The following is a 16,578-nucleotide window of genomic DNA, read 5'->3' as shown; positions in this document are numbered from 1 at the left end:
TTGCAGCCCCCCAGATGTTCATGGGAGGGTCGTCAACGAGGCCGGCGCCTACCGTTCGACCATCTCGAACGACGGACACAGAGGCTCCCATGACGCCGCACCAGCTCTGCATCTGCCTGCTCCTGGGCGCCGCCGCGGGCCTCACCGGCTGCGGCGGAGGTGGCCGCAACGAAGGCATCGTGCCGCTGCTGGTGGCGCTGATCCGCGCCGATTTCACGCCCCGATCGGTGAGCGTGCCGAACGGCGGCGCGGCGAGCGCCCAGCTCTCCATCCGCTGCGACCGCGACGGCCTGCGCACACCCTTCGGCACCCTGGAGCTGCGCGTCAAGCTCGACCCCGATCAGCACCTGCCGGCCGGCGTGCAGGCCACCACGTCGCCGGCCCCGACCCGGGTCGACAGCGACGGCTTCATGCGCTACGACTGCACCGCCGACACACCCGACCCGCTGGTGAAACAGCTGATGCTCGATGTGACCGTCACCGCTGCGGCCGGCACGCCCGGGGGGCCTCTGGCCCTGCAGGCCTACGTCGAGATCGAACCGCTCGCCGTGGGCGAACCGAGCCGCGACGCCACCCTGGCCACGCTCGACCTCGGTGTGGCCGCCCCACCGCCGGGCTACGGCGTGAACCTGCTCGCCAACCCGGCCTTCAGCGAGGCCGTGGGCAACGGCACGGTCCCGACTGCAGCGGGCAACTGGACCGGCGACAGCGCCAGCGTGGTGCCGGCGGAGCAAGGCATCTCGCCGCGCAGCGGGCCGACCATGCTCAGGTTTCTGTCCACCGGCAACACCGGGGCGGCCAGCGCGCTGCAGTCCAGCCAGCAATGGCAGCTGATCGACGTGAGCGAACTCGCTGCCGACATCGCCGCCGGCCGCGTGCGCGCCGATGCCGGAGCGTGGTTCAACCGCGTGCCCGGCACGGAAACGACCGACCGGCGCTTCGACCTGCGGGTGATCGCCTTCGATGGAGACGCCTCGACAGTTCCGGCGCGCTACGGCAGCTCGGCCTGGCTCGCGATCCAGGCGGCCAGCGTGACCACCGCCGGCAACCAGTGGCAGGAGGCGCAGACGAGCCTCGTGCTCCCACCCGGCACCACCTGGCTGCTGGTCGAGGTCTACGCGTTTGAAGACGTGCTCAACGATGCCACGGGCGCCGAGTTCAGCGGTCACTACGCCGATGACGCCTCGCTCGTGCTGAGGCTGCAGCCATGAACGCTCGGCTCGCCCTCATGGTGTGCGCCCTGATCTCGGCCTGCGGCGGAGGGGGCGGAGGGGGTGGAGGCGGCGGCGGGGGCGCCGCGCTGCAAGACGAGATCGCGCGAGTGTTCCCATTCGTGCCCAACCAGCCGCTCGACATGCTCTACCAGTGCGCCCGCAGCAACTCGCGCCTGACCTACTACTTCGGCCTCGCCCCCGACGGCAGTTTCATCGCCTTCTTCGAGACCGACACCCAGCAACAGGTGAGCTTCACCGGCCGCTACACGCACACGGGCGGTGCGATCCGCCTCGTGAGCGACCCCAACCCCGCGCTGATGCTCGACGAGACCAGCACCCGCATCGTCCCTCACCTCGGTCTCGCGGCCGAGTTCGAGACGGCGATCATGCGCTGCGGCGCGGTGGCGCACGGCTACAACGACGCGGCGACCACCGGCTACAAGTCCTATCGCTGCCCGCTCATCAACCGCGGGCCGCAGAGCGCGGAAGAAAACGCCTTCGAGTTCGACGATTCGTCGAGCCCTTTCAACGTGCAATTCCGCGGGGGCATCTTTCGCCAGCGTGACGTCGACGTGTTCCTCGCACCGACCGGCCCGGTGGTGTGGCGCGGATACGGCATCTACCGCCGCGTGGGCAACACCTTCTACGCCGACTTCGGCAACCAGTTCCCCGACCACAACCTGCTCAAGGGCACGTTTGCGAACACGGATCAGCAGGTGAGCGTGGAGCAGCTGGAGCCGGCGGCAGGGGCGTGCAACCGGCGGTGACGCTCAGCTGAAGAGACGGCGCGCCACCATCGAGCCGGCGGCGATGTCTCTCGCCTCCAGCGCTTCATACAACTTGCCCAGCTCGGCACCGATGGCTGCAAAGCCTTGCGGGCTCAGCGGCTGCCCGTTGTCATCGACGATCGCCGCGTCCATGCCCAGCGACAGCGCCTGAGCACTCGCCTGCCAGGCGATGAAGGGCTCGGCCTTCGCGTCGGTCTGCGGCACGTCGAAACTCAGGGTCACGTCGCGCACCGCCGCCTGGTTGGGATCGTCGGCGAGCGCCGCCTGTGGGTCGAAGGTCAGCGTGAGGATGGGCGGTGCGCCCTCTTCCGCCGCCGGCATCACCAGGCGGCCGGGCACCATGCCGGGCACGAAGCCGTGGCGGGCGGCGTGCTGCTGGATGTAGCCCACGCTCCAGGCGACCGAGCGGGCCTGCAGGTGCACGGCGAGCTGCGCGTCGTGCTGACCGGCGAAGGCGTCGAGCCCTTGGCCCGCGCGGCGGCATCGAGCATGTCGGGAAAGTCGGCCATGGCGCCGATCGCATCGGCCATCGGCTGTATCTTCTGCACGAATTCGGAGTACTCGATCTCGTTCAACGCGCCGGTGCGGTTGGCGAGTTGCACGCCGGCCTGCAACTCGCCGTAGTGGCGGCCGGGCAGCGGTGCTTCCCATTCGCCCGTCTCGGTGTTCAGGCCTTCGATCAGGAAAGGTTTGCTGCCGGCGCGGCGGGTGGTGGGCTGGTGGGCCAGCACGAGTTCACCGGTGACGGGGGATTCGAGGGTCAGCGTCGCGATCGCATCGACCAGCGCGTCGATGCGCTGGGGCGCACGGCGCACCGTGGGCAGCGGCCGCGGCGAGGCGGGTGGGCTGTCGAGAGTGATGGGCGCTGTGTCGAGCACAGCGGCCGGCTCTGCCGGCAGATCGCCCAGCACCGGCTCGATCGGATCACGCGGCTCCACGCGCTCACGCGGCTCGGTGGCCGGTTGTTCGGCGCGCTTCGGGCCCGCCTTGCGGGCCTGCCACGCACCATGCGCCACCACGCCAGCCAGCACCACACCCCCGAGGCCGGCCAGCGCGATGGTCAGGCTGTTCATGGGATCAGGCCGCTTCCGCCATGCTGACGGCCGATTCCATGTCGACCGCCACGATGCGCGAGACGCCCTGCTCCTGCATGGTCACGCCGATCAGCTGCTCGGCCATCTCCATCGCGATCTTGTTGTGGCTGATGAAGAGGAACTGCGTGCCGCTGCTCATCTCCTTCACGAGCTTGGCGTAGCGCTCGGTGTTGGCGTCGTCGAGCGGCGCGTCCACCTCGTCCAGCAAGCAGAACGGGGCCGGGTTGAGCTGGAAGATCGCGAACACGAGGGCGATGGCGGTGAGCGCCTTCTCGCCGCCCGAGAGCAGGTGAATGGTGCTGTTCTTCTTGCCCGGGGGCTGGGCCATCACCTGCACGCCGGCATCCAGGATCTCGTCGCCCGTCATCACGAGCTTGGCCTGGCCGCCACCGAAGAGGCTGGGGAACATGCGGCCGAAGTGCGCGTTGACCTGGTTGAAGGTGCTGCCCAGCAGGTCGCGCGTTTCCAGGTCGATCTTGTGGATGGCGTTTTCGAGCGTGTGGATGGCTTCGTTGAGGTCGGCGTTCTGCGCGTCGAGGAAGGTCTTGCGCTCGCGCGAGGCGGTGAGTTCGTCGAGCGCGGCGAGGTTGACCGCACCCAGCGCGTTGATCTCGCGGTTGATGCGGTCGATCTCGCCCTGCAGGCCGTAGAGCTTGACGTTGTTGTCGGCGATGCTCTGCGCCAGCGCTTCGAGGTCGACCTCGGCGGCGGTGAGCTGCTCCATGAACTGCGCGCCGCCGAGTTGCGCGGCCTGCTCTTCGAGTTGCAGCTTGGTGATTCGGTCGCGCATCGGCTGCAGGCTCTGCTCGTGCTGCAGGCGCTGCTCGTCGGCACGGCGCAGGCGCATCGTGAGGTCGTCGTATTCGCTGCGCTTGGCGCCCAAGGCGCTTTCGCGTTCGAGCTTCACCGCCAGCGCGGCTTCGAGGCCGGCTTGGGCCGAGGCGTCGGTCAGGCGGGTCAGCTCTTCCTGCAGCTGCACCGCCGATTGTTCGTTGGCCGCGACTTGCTGGGTGGCCGTCTCGATGCTGCGCTGCAGCTCGCTGCGGCGTGCGGCCAGCGAGCGTGAGGAGAACTGAGCCTCCTGGGCCTGTCGCTCCAGGGAGCGCAGCTGCTCGCGTGCTTCCGACAGCTTGCGCTCGGCGGTGATCACCGCCTCTTCCAGCTCGGCGTGGCGCTCCTGCGTGTTGGCGAGCTGCATGTCGAGCTCTTCGAATTTGGCCTCGCCAGTGGCGCGGCGCTCGTTCAGCTCTTCGAGCTGGCCGTCGACTTCCGCCAACTCTGAGTCGAGCTGGCCGCGCCGCGTGCTGGTCGCTTCAGCTTGCTGAGACAGGCGCAACAGCTCGACGTGCAACTGGTGGGCTCGTGTTTGCGTTTCCGCCGCCTCGCGACGCGCGGTGACGAGGCGTTGCGACGCATCGGTGTACGCCGCTTCCGCGCGCACGAGGCCACTGCGCGACTCTTCGGCGATCAGCGCCTGCGCCTTCAACTGGCGCTCCAGGTTCTCAATTTCCTGTGCGCGGGCCAGCATGCCGGCCTGTTCGGAGTCGGGCGCGTAGAAGGCGACGGCGAACTGGCTCACCGCATGGCCTTCGCGGGTCATGATGACTTCGCCGTGCGTCAGCTTGTCGCGCGCAGCGAAGGCTTCGTCGATGTTGGCCGCGGTGTAGACCCCTTCCAGCCAGTCGTTCAGCAGCGCCTTCAGGCCTGCATCGCCCAAACGCAGCAGGTCGGACAGGCGCGGCAGCGTCTGATGCGTGTTGGTGATCGCAGCTTGCGGCGGCGTGTAGAACGCCAGCTTGGCCGGCGGCGCGTCGGCGGCAAACGCACGAGCCGTCTCGATGCGGCCGACTTCGAGCGCATTGATGCGCTCGCGCAGCGCCGCTTCGAGCGCCGTCTCCCAGCCCGACTCGATGTGGATCTTGGTCCACAGGCCTTGCAGCCCTTCGAGGCCATGCTTGGCGAGCCACGGCTTGAGCTTGCCTTCGGTCTGCACTTTCTCCTGCAGCGCGCGCAGGGCTTCAAGGCGCGCGCTCAAGTCGGCTTGTTTGCCGCTCTCGGCGTTGACCTGTTCCTGCTTCGTGCGGCGGTCTTCGTCGAGCGCGGGGACTTGTTCGCTCAGCTCGTGCAGGCGCTCGTCGGCCACGGCCTGTGCTTCTTCGGCGACGGCGGATTGCTGCTTCAGCTCTTCGAGCCGCGCCATGTCGGGCGACGCCAGTTGGCGGCGCTCGCCGTCGAGCCGCTCGCGGCGGGCGTTGAGCTGCTTGCGCTGGTCGTCGATGTTGCGGCTCTCGGCGGCCAGCACCTGGATCTGCTGCTGCACGCTCGTGACCGAGCTGCGTTGCTCGTTGGCGCGAGCCTGTGCGGCACGCACCGCGTCTTCGGTATTGGGCAGGTTGCCGGCCTGCTCTTCGGCTTGGGCAGCAAGGATCTCGCTCTGCTCGTCGGCCGCGGCGATCTGCTCGGCGATCTGCTCCAGCTCGGCCTGCGCTTCGGCCTGGCGCTCTTCCCACTGTTCGTTTTGCGCCTTCAGCTCGACCAGGCGCTGCTCCACACGCTGGCGGCCTTCGACCACGTAGCGGATGCGCTCCTCCAGGCGGCTCACTTCGAGCGAGGCTTCGGCCAGCGAGCCCTGCGCGGTGTGCAGCTCGTCGCTCGCGGCGTAGTGCGCCTGGCGGATGGTTTCCAGCTCGGCTTCTCCGTGGCGCAGCTCAGCCATGCGGGCTTCGAGCGCGTTGGTCGCTTCCAGCACTTCTTTCTTGACGCGCTCCTGCTCGCTCGCGGCATCGCGGTGCTTGAGGAACCACAGCTGGTGCAGCTTGAGCGTGCCGCTTTCCTGCAGCGCGCGGTACTGGCTCGCCACCTCGGCCTGCTTCTCGAGCTTCTCGAGGTTGGCGTTCAGCTCGCGCAGGATGTCTTCGACGCGGGTGAGGTTCTCGCGTGTGTCCTTGAGCCGGTTCTCGGTCTCGCGACGGCGCTCCTTGTACTTCGAAACACCGGCGGCTTCTTCGAGGAAGAGGCGCAGCTCTTCCGGCTTCGATTCGATGATGCGGCTGATCGTGCCCTGGCCGATGATGGCGTAGGCACGTGGGCCGAGGCCGGTGCCGAGGAAGACGTCTTGCACGTCGCGGCGGCGCACCGGCTGGTTGTTGATGAAGTAGCTGCTGGTGCCGTCTCGCGTGAGCACGCGTTTCACCGCAATCTCGGTGAACTGGTTCCACTGGCCGCCGGCACGCGCGCTGCTGTTGTCGAACACCAGCTCGACGCTCGCGCGGCTTGCGCCCTTGCGGTTGCCCGAGCCGCTGAAGATCACGTCCTGCATCGACTCGCCGCGCAGTTCGCTGGCTTTCGATTCGCCGAGCACCCAGCGCACCGCGTCCATGATGTTGGACTTGCCGCAACCGTTGGGGCCGACCACGCCGACGAGCTGCCCCGGCAGCTGGAAATTCGTGGGCTCGGCAAAGGACTTGAAGCCCGAAAGCTTGATGGAATTCAGACGCATGGGGAGAGCGTTCCGGGGGTGCGACTCAGGAGCAGGCCGATCGCATCTAAGTACTTGATTTACTTGGGAAATTACGCCATCCGGCGGGTTTCCGGCGAGGCGCGATGATAGCATCGCGCCTTCTCAGAACCCCCGCAGAAACCTCTCGAAACGCCATGGCCAAGATGTCCGCCAAAGTCGCCCCGCCCAAGCCTCAAAAGGGCGCGAAGCTCAACCAGCGCGAAAAGCCGGCCAATCCGCCGACCGCGCCCAGCAAGGACCTGCAGGTCTTCGAGAACCCGGCCCCGCATCGCGACTATGTCATCCAGTTCCAGGTGCCCGAGTTCACCTGCCACTGCCCGCTGACCGGCCAGCCCGATTTCGCGCACTTCACCATCGACATGATTGCCGACAAGCTCTGCATCGAGCTGAAGAGTCTGAAGATGTATTTCTGGAGCTACCGTAACGAGGGCGCGTTCCACGAGAAGGTGACCAACACCATCCTCGACGACATCGTGAAGGCGACGAACCCGCGCTTCGTGCGCATCACCGCCAAGTGGTATGTGCGCGGCGGCATCTACACCAACGTGGTGGCCGAGCACAGGCAAAAGGGCTGGAATCCGCAACCGGTGGTCGACCTGCCCCGGCACGTGGAAGAGCGCGGGCTGCTCTGAGCCGACTCAGCGCATCGGCGTGCCCAGGGCCATCGTCCAGTAGTGGGTGTAGGTGCTGCGCGGCCCGCCGAGCGCGCAGGCCACGCCCACGTGCACCAGGTCGGGCTTCATCAGGTTGGCGCAGTGGCCCGGGCTCGCGAGCCACTGCTGCACGGTGCCGTCGACCGTGCCGCGCCCACCGGCGATGTTTTCCGCCAACGTGCGCCAGCCGTAGTTCACCGCATCGGCGCGCTGGCGAAGCTCGGTCCTGTCGGAGCCGGTGTGCGAGAAGAAGTTGCCCGCCACCATGTCGCGCGAGTGACGTTCGGCGGCGCGGGCGAGTGCATCGTTCCATGCCAGCGCCGGGGCCGGCCCGAAGCGGCCGGCGCTGCCGCAATCGGCACCAAGCGCCCGGGCCGCATTGACCCGGGCCAGCACGCTCGCCTGGAAGTTGGCGATGCCGCAGCTTCCGGGCACCCGGGCCACCGGCACGACCGGCTCGGCCCGCACCGGCGCCGCAGCAGGTGGCCCGGCGGTACAGGCCACGGTGCACAAGCCCAGGAAAGCAGTCGACACGAGCGTTCTCATGCTGAGGTTGTAGCAAACCACGATCCGGCACCCCGTTTGCCCGTTCGGGGCCCAAGGGCAGCCCGTCTGGCCTCCCGGCTGGCAGGCCCCGGCGATCCGCTCCGGCGCAGAAGGCTTTGGCAGGCGCGCTCCCCGATAATCGGCCGCATGAACCCACTGCTGGCCAAGCTGCACCCCTACCCTTTCGAACGGCTGAGTGCCCTGACCCGGGACATCACCCCCAACCCCGCCTTTAAGCCCATCAGCCTGGGCATCGGGGAGCCCAAGCATGCGACGCCGCAGCTCATCCTCGATGCGCTGGTGGCGGGCTTCGGCGGCCTCGCGGCCTATCCGGCGACGGCGGGCGACAAGGCGATGCGCGAATCGTGCGCCGGCTGGCTGGCCCGCCGCTATGGCGTAACGGTCGATGCCTCCACGCAGGTGCTGCCCGTCAACGGCTCGCGTGAAGCGCTCTTCGCGCTCGCCCAGACCGTGATCGACCCGACCAAGCCGAGCGCCACCGTCGTCTGCCCCAATCCCTTCTACCAGATCTACGAAGGCGCGGCCCTGCTGTCGGGCGCCACGCCGTACTACGTGGCGAGCGACCCGACGCGCAATTTCGCCGCCGACTGGGATGCCGTGCCCGAGAGCGTTTGGGCCAGGACGCAACTCATCTACGTCTGCTCGCCCGGCAACCCCACCGGCGCGGTGATGCCGCTGGCCGAATGGAAGCGTCTCTTCGAGCTGAGCGAGCGCCACGGCTTCGTGATCGCCTCCGACGAGTGCTACTCCGAGATCTACTTCCGAGACGAGCCGCCGCTGGGCGGGCTCGAAGCCGCGAGCCAGCTCGGCCTCAAGGACTTCAAGAACCTGATCGCGCTCACCAGCCTGTCGAAACGCTCCAACGTGCCCGGCATGCGCTCGGGCTTCGTCGCCGGCGACGCGCAGATCATCAAGAAGTTCCTGCTCTATCGCACCTACCACGGCAGCGCGATGAGCCAGATGATCCAGCGCGCCAGCATCGCCGGCTGGGACGACGAGCAGCACGTGATCGACAACCGCGAGAAGTACCGCCGCAAGTTCGCGCAGGTGATGCCAGTCCTGGAACAGGCGCTCGACGTGAAGCTGCCCGACGCCAGCTTCTACCTCTGGGCCGGCATCCCGAAACACGCGCACGGCGGTGACGACATCGCCTTCGCCTTGGGCCTGTTGGCTCAATACAATGTGACTGTCCTGCCTGGCAGCCTGCTCGCCCGTGAAGTCGACGGCGTGAACCCGGGCGCAGGCCGCGTGCGCCTGGCCCTGGTGGCCGAGGTCGAGGAATGCCTCGAAGCCGCGCACCGTATCCGCTCTTACGTCGCCTCCCTACGTCAAGTCCCTCCAAGCCAAGACCCCTCATGACCCAACAGCTCCAGAACATCATCGACCTCGCCTGGGAAGGCCGTGCCAGCCTCAACCCGCAGAACGCGAGCCCCGAGATTCGAAATGCGGTCACGCAGGTGGTCGATGACCTGAACGCCGGGCGCATCCGCGTGGCAGACCGCAAAGCCGTGGGCGACTGGACGGTGAACCAGTGGGTGAAGAAGGCGGTGCTGCTGTCGTTCCGCCTGAACGACAACGCGCTCATGCACGCCGGCGACCTCACCTTCTTCGACAAGGTTAGACCCAAGTTCTCGCACCTGAGCGAAGACGAAGTGCGCGCCACTGGCGTGCGCATCGTGCCGCCGGCCGTGGCGCGCCACGGCAGCTACGTCGCGAAGAACGTGGTGCTGATGCCCTCCTACGTGAACATCGGCGCCTATGTCGACGAAGGCACCATGGTCGACACCTGGGCCACCGTCGGCTCATGCGCGCAGATCGGCAAGAACGTGCACCTCTCGGGCGGCGTCGGCATCGGCGGCGTGCTGGAGCCGCTGCAGGCCAACCCGACCATCATCGAAGACAACTGCTTCATCGGCGCGCGCTCCGAGGTCGTGGAAGGCGTGATCGTCGAAGAGAACTCGGTGATCTCGATGGGCGTGTACATCAGCCAGAGCACCAAGATCTACAACCGCATGACCGGCGAAGTCACCTACGGCCGAGTGCCCTCGGGCTCGGTGGTGGTGAGCGGCTCGCTGCCCGCTGTGGACGGCAGCCACAGCCTCTACTGCGCGGTCATCGTCAAGCGCGTCACCGCCGAGACGCGCGCCAAGACCAGCATCAACGAACTGCTGCGCAGCTGACCCATAAAAAAGAAGTCTTCGCCTCGCTCTCTGAACTTGATCGAACGGGCCTGAAAGGACTCCGATGAACACCACGACGAGCAATACCGCCAGCAGCGGCGGCAACATGGAGCGTGTGCTGAGGCTGATGGCCGAAAAGGCCGCCTCCGACGTCTACCTCTCGGCGGCCACGCCCATCCTCATCAAGATCAATGGGCAGATCCTTCAGCTCTCCGACCAGCCGCTGACCGCGGCGCAACCGCGCCAGCTGCTGGCAGAGCTGCTCACGCCGAGCCAGCTCGAAGACCTGGAAGACACCGGCGAGCTCAACGTGGGCATCGGCATCAGCGGCGTGGGCAGCTTCCGCCTGAGCGCCTTCCGCCAGCGTGGCTCGATCGCCGCGGTGTTCCGCTGCATTCCGCACGACATCCCGCAGCTCGGCAGCCTGAACCTGCCGCCGGTGCTCAACACGATGATCCTGGAAAAGCGCGGGCTCATCCTGCTGGTGGGCGCCACCGGCACCGGCAAGAGCACCACGCTCGCCTCGATGCTGGAGCAGCGCAACCAGCAGATGGCCGGCCACATCCTCACCATCGAGGACCCGATCGAGTTCATCTTCCACAACAAGCGCTCGATGGTGAACCAGCGCGAGGTGGGCCGCGACACGCAGTCGCTGCAGATCGCGCTCAAGAACGCACTGCGCCAGGCGCCCGATTGCATCTACATCGGCGAAATCCGCGACCGCGAGACGATGACGATGGCGATCTCGTATTCGCTGTCGGGCCACCTGGTGGTGTCGACTCTGCACGCCAACAACAGCTACCACGCGCTCGGCCGCATCTTGTCGTTCTACTCGCCCGAGTCGCGCCCGGCCCTGCTGTCCGACCTGGCCTCGGGCCTGAAGGCCATCGTGTCGCAGCGCCTGGTGCGCGCCTCGGCCGGCGGCCGCCGTCCGGCGGTGGAGGTGATGCTCAACACCAAGCTCGTCTCCGAACTCATCGAACAAGGCGACTTCAACGGGGTGAAAGAGGCGATGGAAAAATCGCTGGCCGAAGGCTCTCAGACCTTCGAAGCCGACCTGGCCCGCCTGATCGGCGAAGGTGTGATCACCCGCGACGAAGGCCTGGCCTACGCCGACTCGCCGACCAACCTGATGTGGCGCCTGCAGAACGACATGGACCCGGTGTCGCGCCTGCAGCCCAAGAAGGAAGAAGTCGACGACCAGCCGACCTTCACCGAAATCACGCTCGACGTGCCGGGCGACGACGGCCGCAACAGCGGCTTCCGCGCCACGCGTTTCTGATCGATGCCCGCGGCCTTTTCGTCGACGCTCGCACTGACCGAGCAGCTGATCGCCCGCCGCTCGGTCACGCCCGACGACGCCGGTTGCCAGGCGCTGATCGGCAAGCGCCTCGCGCCGCTCGGCTTCGAGTGCGAAACGCTCGACTTCGGGCCGGATGATTTCCGTGTCACCAACCTGTGGGCCGTGCGGCGCGGCCGCCCCGGCAGCAAGCTGCTCGTCTTCGCCGGCCACACCGACGTGGTGCCCACCGGCCCGCTGGCGCAGTGGACGAGCGACCCTTTCGTGCCCACCCACCGCGACGGCAAGCTGTTTGGCCGCGGTGCGGCCGACATGAAGACCTCGATCGCGGCCATGGTCGTCGCCATCGAGGAATTCATCGCCCAGCACGGTGATCGCTGCGGCGGCATCGCCCTGCTCATCACGAGCGACGAAGAAGGCCCGTCGGTCGACGGCACGGTGAAGGTCTGCGAAGCGCTCAAGGCCCGCGGCGAAAAACTCGACTACTGCATCGTCGGCGAGCCCACCTCGGTCAACACGCTGGGCGACATGATCAAGAACGGCCGGCGTGGCTCGCTCTCGGGCAAGCTCACCGTCAAGGGCGTGCAGGGCCACATCGCCTACCCGCAGCTGGCGAGAAACCCGATCCACCTCGCCGCCCCGGCGTTGGCCGAGCTGGCCGCGATCGAGTGGGACCGCGGCAACGAGTACTTCCCGCCGACGAGCTGGCAAATGTCGAACATCCACGGCGGCACCGGGGCCAGCAACGTGATCCCCGGCGAGCTGGTCGTCGACTTCAACTTCCGCTTCTCGACCGAGCAGACGGTCGACACGCTGAAGGCTCGCGTGAACACGGTGCTCGACAAGCATGGCCTCGACCACAACATTGCTTGGTCGCTCAGCGGCGAACCGTTCATCACGCCGCGAGGTGCGCTGGTCGAATCGCTGCAGAACGCGATCCGCAGCGAGACCGGCGTCGAGACCGAACTCTCGACCACCGGCGGCACTTCCGACGGTCGATTCATCTCGAAGATCTGCGAGCAGGTCGTGGAGTTCGGCCCGCTCAACGCCACCATCCACAAGATCGACGAACACGTGCAGGTGGCCGACCTCGAGCCCCTGAAGAACATCTACCGCAAGACACTGGAAGGACTGCTGCTGTGAAGCTCATCGACTGCATCACCGCGCAAGCCGCCCGCCTCAAACAGGCGGGCGTTTCGTTTGGGCATGGCACGACCAACGCGTTCGACGAGGCCGCGTGGCTCGTGCTGTGGTCGCTCGGCATGCCGCTCGACGAGCTGGAGCCGCATGCCAAACGCGAGCTCACCGACGCCGAACTCGCCAAGATCGACGCCGTGATCGCCGAGCGCATCGAGACCCGCCGCCCTGCCGCCTACATCACCAAGGAAGCGTGGCTGCAGAACGTGCCCTTCTACATTGACGAGCGCAGCATCGTGCCCCGCTCCTTCATCGCCGAGCTGCTGGCCGATGGCGAGGGCGACGGCACGCTGGACGCGTGGCTATCCGACCGCACGCAGCGCGTGCTCGATCTCTGTACCGGCAACGGCAGCCTGGCCGTGATCGCCGCGATGGCTTACCCGGAGGTCACGGTTGACGCGGCCGACATCTCCGACGACGCGCTCGCCATCGCGAAGATCAACGTCGACAAGCACAAGCTCGCCAAGCGCATCACGCTCGTCAAGTCGGACCTGCTCAACGAGCTGACGGGCCCCTACGACCTGATCGTCTGCAACCCGCCTTACGTCAACACGCAGAGCATGCGCCAGCTGCCGAAGGAGTACCTGCACGAGCCGCAACTCGCACTCGCCGGCGGCGACGACGGCATGGACCTCGTGCGTCGAATCCTGAAAGACGCCCCTTCGCGGATGAGCGACATCGGCGTGCTGGTCCTCGAGATCGGCAACGAGCGCCCGCATTTCGAGCACGCCTTCCGCAAGCTGGAAGTGGCGTGGCTGGAAACGAGCGCCGGCCACGACCAGGTGCTGCTCGTCACGAAAGACGCGCTGCAACGCTGGAACCGCTGAGGCCCCCTCAGACCTTCGCGAGCGCCTGCTCGAAGTCGGCCTGCAGGTCGGCGTAGTCCTCGATGCCCACCGAGATGCGCACCAGCGATTCGCTGATGCCCATCTGCTGGCGCTTCGCGAGGCCCATCTCCCAGAAGATGGTCTGGGCGACCGGGATTGCCAGGGTGCGGTTGTCGCCCAGGTGGCTGGACTTGATGACGAGTTCCAGCGCATCGAGCATGGCGAAGGTGTCGTGCCCATCCTTCAACTCGAAGCTCATCAGCGCACCATAGGCCTTGAACCAGCGCGTAGCGTTCTCGTGCTGGGCATGACTCTTCAGACCCGGGTAGTACACCGCAGCGACCTTGGGGTGCTGCTCCAGCCAGGTGGTGAGCTTCAAGGCGTTGTCGCAGGCGCGGTCCATGCGCAAGGCCAGGGTCTCGGCTCCGTTCGAGATGCGGTGAGCCGCTTCCGCGCCCAGCGTCGCGCCGAAGTCGCGCAGGCCCTTCTTGCGGATCTGCAGCAGCCCCCAGGTCTTGGGCGCGCCCTTCTTGTACGCCGCCTGGATGTTGGGAAAGCTCGCCCAGTCGAAGAGTCCGGTATCGGAGATCGCCCCGCCCAGCACGTTGCCATGCCCGCTGATCGATTTCGACAGCGAGTTCATCACCAGCCCCGCCTTCACCGTCGAGGGGCGGAAGAGGTACGGCGTGGTCATGGTGTTGTCGACCACGTACAAAATGCCGCGTTCCGCACACAGCCTGCCGATGCCTTCGAGGTCGGCCACCTGGGTGCGCGGGTTGGCGATCGTTTCTACGAAGACAATACGCGTCTTGGGCGTGATGGCCTGGGCCACGAGACTGGCGTCGGTCGCATCGACCAGCGTCACCGAGCAGCCCAGGTTCTCGAGGGTCTGGAACAGGCTGGCCGTGTTGCCGAAGAGGAACCGGCTGGCCACGACGTGGTCGCCCTGCTTGAGCAAGGCGATGAACATCGAGCCGATGGCGCCCATGCCGGTGGCAAAGCTCACGGTGCCCACGCCGCCTTCCAGCAGCGTGATCTTGGCTTCCAGCGCCTGGGTGGTGGGGTTGCCCTGGCGGGCATAGACATGGCCGCTGCGCTCGCCCTGGAACACCGAGGCCAGCTCGGCGGCCGTCTCGTAGCCGTAGGCCGCCGAGGTGTGCAGGGGTTTATGGGTGGCGCCATGCTCCACGCCGCCCAGGCGGTCGGCATGGAGAAGTTGGGTGGTGAGGCCGCGGCTCATGTCAGGTCTCTGGTGAATTGAGTAGGAATCCGTTGTCAGCATGATAGTCATCAAGAACGTCACCCTGCGCCGCGGCACGAAGATCGTGCTGCAGGACGCGAGCGTCACCCTGCAGCCGGGCGAGAAGATCGGCCTGGTGGGGCGCAACGGGGCCGGCAAGTCCTCGCTCTTCTCCCTGCTGACGCATCGGCTCCAGTCCGACGCGGGTGACGTGAGCATCCCGCCGCGCTGGCGCGTGAGCGAGGTCGCGCAAAACATGCCCGAGACCGACCAGGGCGCCACCGATTTCGTGCTCGAAGGCGACACCCGGCTCATGGAGGCCCAGGCCGCGCTCGCCGCCGCCGAAGCGGCCGACGACGGCAATGCCATGGCCGAGGCGCACCAGGAGATCGCCGAAGCCGGCGGCTTCGAGGCCCGCCCCAAGGCGCAGGCGCTGCTGATGGGCCTGGGCTTTCGCCTCGACCAGCTCGACGACCCGGTCGACAGCTTCTCGGGTGGCTGGCGCATGCGCCTGCAGCTCGCGCGCGCGCTCATGTGCCCGGCCGACCTGATGCTGCTCGACGAGCCCACCAACCACCTCGACCTCGACGCCCTCGTCTGGCTCGAAGCCTGGCTGCAGAAATACGACGGCACCATGCTCGTGATCAGCCACGACCGCGAGTTCCTCGATGCGATCACCCGGGTCACCCTGCACCTCGACGAGACCCGTCTCACCCGCTACACCGGCAACTACACCGCCTTCGAAGAGATGCGCGCCGAGCGCATGCTGCAGGCGCAGGCCAACTACGCCAAGCAGCAGGAGCGCATGGCGCACCTGCAGAAGTTCATCGACCGTTTCAAGGCCAAGGCCAGCAAGGCGAAGCAGGCGCAAAGCCGGGTGAAGGCCCTGGCGCGCATGGAAAAGCTCGCGCCGGTGCTGACCAGCGCCGACTTCCAGTTCGAGTTCCGCGAGCCGGTGTCGCTGCCCAACCCGATGCTCGCGTTTTCGATGATGAGCTGCGGCTACGACGGCGTGCCCATCGTCTCGAACGTCAACCGTTCGGTGCTCGCCGGCCAGCGCATCGGCATCCTCGGCGCCAACGGCCAGGGCAAGTCGACGCTCGTGAAGACCATCGCGCACGACCTGCCGCTGGTGAGCGGCGAGGTCACCGAAGGCAAAGGCCTGTCGATCGGCTACTTCGCCCAGCAGGAGCTCGACGTGCTCTCGCTCGGCGACGGCCCGCTGATGCACATGATCCGCCTCGCGCGCGACGTCGGCCCGCAGGCGCGCGAGCAGGAGCTGCGCGATTTCCTCGGCAACTTCCGCTTCACCGGCGACATGGTCAACCAGGCCGTGGGCACGCTCTCCGGCGGAGAAAAGGCACGCTTGGTGCTCGCGATGCTGGTGTGGCAACGCCCCAACCTGCTGCTGCTCGACGAGCCCACCAACCACCTCGACCTCAACACCCGCGAAGCGCTCTCGATGGCGCTCAACGAATTCGAGGGCACGGTGATGCTCGTGAGCCACGACCGCGCGCTGCTGCGCGAGGTGTGCGACGAGTTCTGGCTGGTCAGCGACGGCGCCGTGAAGCCCTTCGACGGTGACCTCGACGATTACCAGAAGTGGCTGCTCGAAACCTCGCGCGAGATGGCGCGGGCGGCCAAGGAAGGTGCGTCTGCCAAAGTCAAGGAGAAGAAGGCGGCGGCGACAGCCCCTGCCGCTGCCGCGCCGGCCAAGCGCGACGACCGCAAGGCCTCCGGCCAGGCCCGCCAGAAGCTCGCCGAGCTGACCAAACCCTTGCGCCGCGAGCTGGAAACCCTGGAAAAGCGCATCGCCGCGCTGACCCAGGAAAAGGGCAACATCGAGGCCGCCTCGGCCCGCGCCGACCTCACTCCGGCCCAGCGGGTGGAGCAGGGCAAACGCCTCAAGCAGATCGGTGACGAGACCGAGCAGGCCGAGAGCCGCTGGCTAGAACTCACCGCGCAGATCGACGAGTTCTCGGCCGGCGCCTGAGCGGC

General features: G+C 67.2%; 14 protein-coding genes. 9 read left to right on the top strand and 5 right to left on the bottom strand.

The annotated features are described in order from the left end of the window. Window positions 1-89 precede the first annotated feature (89 nt). Both LRS03_RS02495 and LRS03_RS02490 read left to right on the top strand, forming a co-directional pair. Window positions 90-1,211 carry a hypothetical protein gene (locus LRS03_RS02495; RefSeq protein WP_257823712.1) on the top strand — a complete coding sequence of 374 codons (1,122 nt, stop codon included), beginning with the start codon at window positions 90-92 and terminating at the stop codon, window positions 1,209-1,211. Next, the gene (locus LRS03_RS02490) at window positions 1,208-1,981 is read left to right on the top strand and encodes a hypothetical protein (RefSeq protein ID WP_257823711.1); all 774 of its coding nucleotides are present in this window, start codon (window positions 1,208-1,210) and stop codon (window positions 1,979-1,981) included. The genes LRS03_RS02495 and LRS03_RS02490 overlap by 4 nt, the downstream gene beginning before the upstream one ends. A 3-nt stretch (window positions 1,982-1,984) precedes the next feature. Here the strand turns inward: LRS03_RS02490 and LRS03_RS26490 are convergent, their stop codons facing one another. The 3 genes from LRS03_RS26490 to smc are packed head-to-tail and all read right to left on the bottom strand — an operon-like array spanning window position 1,985 to window position 6,595. Continuing rightward, window positions 1,985-2,392, bottom strand: coding sequence for a hypothetical protein (locus LRS03_RS26490; RefSeq protein ID WP_308296382.1), 408 nt, complete (start codon window positions 2,390-2,392; stop codon window positions 1,985-1,987). Beyond that, the gene (locus LRS03_RS02485) at window positions 2,323-3,075 is read right to left on the bottom strand and encodes a hypothetical protein (protein ID WP_308296381.1); all 753 of its coding nucleotides are present in this window, start codon (window positions 3,073-3,075) and stop codon (window positions 2,323-2,325) included. The genes LRS03_RS26490 and LRS03_RS02485 overlap by 70 nt, the downstream gene beginning before the upstream one ends. A 4-nt stretch (window positions 3,076-3,079) precedes the next feature. Then, window positions 3,080-6,595: a chromosome segregation protein SMC gene (gene smc, locus LRS03_RS02480; protein WP_257823710.1), complete on the bottom strand. Its 3,516-nt coding sequence runs from the start codon at window positions 6,593-6,595 to the stop codon at window positions 3,080-3,082. Window positions 6,596-6,750: 155 nt separating this feature from the next. Here smc and queF point away from each other — a divergent pair, with 155 nt between their 5' ends. Next, window positions 6,751-7,248, top strand: coding sequence for a preQ(1) synthase (gene queF / locus LRS03_RS02475; RefSeq protein WP_257823709.1), 498 nt, complete (start codon window positions 6,751-6,753; stop codon window positions 7,246-7,248). Window positions 7,249-7,254: 6 nt separating this feature from the next. On the opposite strand, the gene LRS03_RS02470 is transcribed toward queF, so the two are convergent. After that, on the bottom strand, window positions 7,255-7,803 hold the full coding sequence (locus tag LRS03_RS02470; RefSeq protein ID WP_257823708.1) for a CAP domain-containing protein: 549 nt from the start codon (window positions 7,801-7,803) through the stop codon (window positions 7,255-7,257). A 159-nt stretch (window positions 7,804-7,962) separates the two neighbouring features. On the opposite strand from LRS03_RS02470, the gene dapC reads away from it, so the two are divergent. From dapC to prmB, 5 genes are all read left to right on the top strand, one after another. Next, the gene (gene dapC, locus LRS03_RS02465; RefSeq protein ID WP_257823707.1) at window positions 7,963-9,195 is read left to right on the top strand and encodes a succinyldiaminopimelate transaminase; all 1,233 of its coding nucleotides are present in this window, start codon (window positions 7,963-7,965) and stop codon (window positions 9,193-9,195) included. Then, on the top strand, window positions 9,192-10,016 hold the full coding sequence (dapD, locus tag LRS03_RS02460; protein WP_257823706.1) for a 2,3,4,5-tetrahydropyridine-2,6-dicarboxylate N-succinyltransferase: 825 nt from the start codon (window positions 9,192-9,194) through the stop codon (window positions 10,014-10,016). Before dapC ends, dapD begins: the two co-directional genes overlap by 4 nt. A gap of 64 nt (window positions 10,017-10,080) precedes the next feature. Next, window positions 10,081-11,298: a PilT/PilU family type 4a pilus ATPase gene (locus LRS03_RS02455; protein ID WP_257823705.1), complete on the top strand. Its 1,218-nt coding sequence runs from the start codon at window positions 10,081-10,083 to the stop codon at window positions 11,296-11,298. A gap of 3 nt (window positions 11,299-11,301) precedes the next feature. Then, window positions 11,302-12,459, top strand: coding sequence for a succinyl-diaminopimelate desuccinylase (dapE, locus tag LRS03_RS02450; RefSeq protein ID WP_257823704.1), 1,158 nt, complete (start codon window positions 11,302-11,304; stop codon window positions 12,457-12,459). Continuing rightward, complete coding sequence (prmB, locus tag LRS03_RS02445) at window positions 12,456-13,340, top strand: 50S ribosomal protein L3 N(5)-glutamine methyltransferase (protein WP_257823703.1); 885 nt, start codon at window positions 12,456-12,458, stop codon at window positions 13,338-13,340. The genes dapE and prmB overlap by 4 nt, the downstream gene beginning before the upstream one ends. Before the next feature lie 7 nt (window positions 13,341-13,347). Here the strand turns inward: prmB and LRS03_RS02440 are convergent, their stop codons facing one another. Further along, the gene (locus LRS03_RS02440) at window positions 13,348-14,580 is read right to left on the bottom strand and encodes a cystathionine gamma-synthase family protein (RefSeq protein ID WP_257823702.1); all 1,233 of its coding nucleotides are present in this window, start codon (window positions 14,578-14,580) and stop codon (window positions 13,348-13,350) included. A 40-nt stretch (window positions 14,581-14,620) separates the two neighbouring features. Here LRS03_RS02440 and LRS03_RS02435 point away from each other — a divergent pair, with 40 nt between their 5' ends. Continuing rightward, entirely contained in the window at window positions 14,621-16,573 is a 1,953-nt protein-coding gene (locus LRS03_RS02435) for an ABC-F family ATP-binding cassette domain-containing protein (RefSeq protein ID WP_257823701.1), read from the top strand. Window positions 16,574-16,578 lie beyond the last annotated feature (5 nt).

The sequence above is a fragment of the Rhizobacter sp. J219 genome (assembly GCF_024700055.1).
In the GTDB taxonomy this organism is placed as follows: Bacteria; Pseudomonadota; Gammaproteobacteria; order Burkholderiales; family Burkholderiaceae_C; genus Rhizobacter.
The sequence above is the reverse complement of the archived record's forward strand: the minus strand, read 5'-3'. Positions and strand labels throughout refer to the sequence as shown.

Coding starts and splice junctions, on each gene's coding strand:
- LRS03_RS02435 (WP_257823701.1), top strand. CDS start 14,621: ATGATAGTCATCAAGAACGTCACCCTGCGCCGCGGCACGAAGATCGTG.
- dapD (WP_257823706.1), top strand. CDS start 9,192: ATGACCCAACAGCTCCAGAACATCATCGACCTCGCCTGGGAAGGCCGT.
- queF (WP_257823709.1), top strand. CDS start 6,751: ATGGCCAAGATGTCCGCCAAAGTCGCCCCGCCCAAGCCTCAAAAGGGC.
- LRS03_RS02495 (WP_257823712.1), top strand. CDS start 90: ATGACGCCGCACCAGCTCTGCATCTGCCTGCTCCTGGGCGCCGCCGCG.
- LRS03_RS02440 (WP_257823702.1), bottom strand. CDS start 14,580: ATGAGCCGCGGCCTCACCACCCAACTTCTCCATGCCGACCGCCTGGGC.
- LRS03_RS02455 (WP_257823705.1), top strand. CDS start 10,081: ATGAACACCACGACGAGCAATACCGCCAGCAGCGGCGGCAACATGGAG.
- smc (WP_257823710.1), bottom strand. CDS start 6,595: ATGCGTCTGAATTCCATCAAGCTTTCGGGCTTCAAGTCCTTTGCCGAG.
- LRS03_RS02490 (WP_257823711.1), top strand. CDS start 1,208: ATGAACGCTCGGCTCGCCCTCATGGTGTGCGCCCTGATCTCGGCCTGC.
- dapC (WP_257823707.1), top strand. CDS start 7,963: ATGAACCCACTGCTGGCCAAGCTGCACCCCTACCCTTTCGAACGGCTG.
- dapE (WP_257823704.1), top strand. CDS start 11,302: ATGCCCGCGGCCTTTTCGTCGACGCTCGCACTGACCGAGCAGCTGATC.
- LRS03_RS02485 (WP_308296381.1), bottom strand. CDS start 3,075: ATGAACAGCCTGACCATCGCGCTGGCCGGCCTCGGGGGTGTGGTGCTG.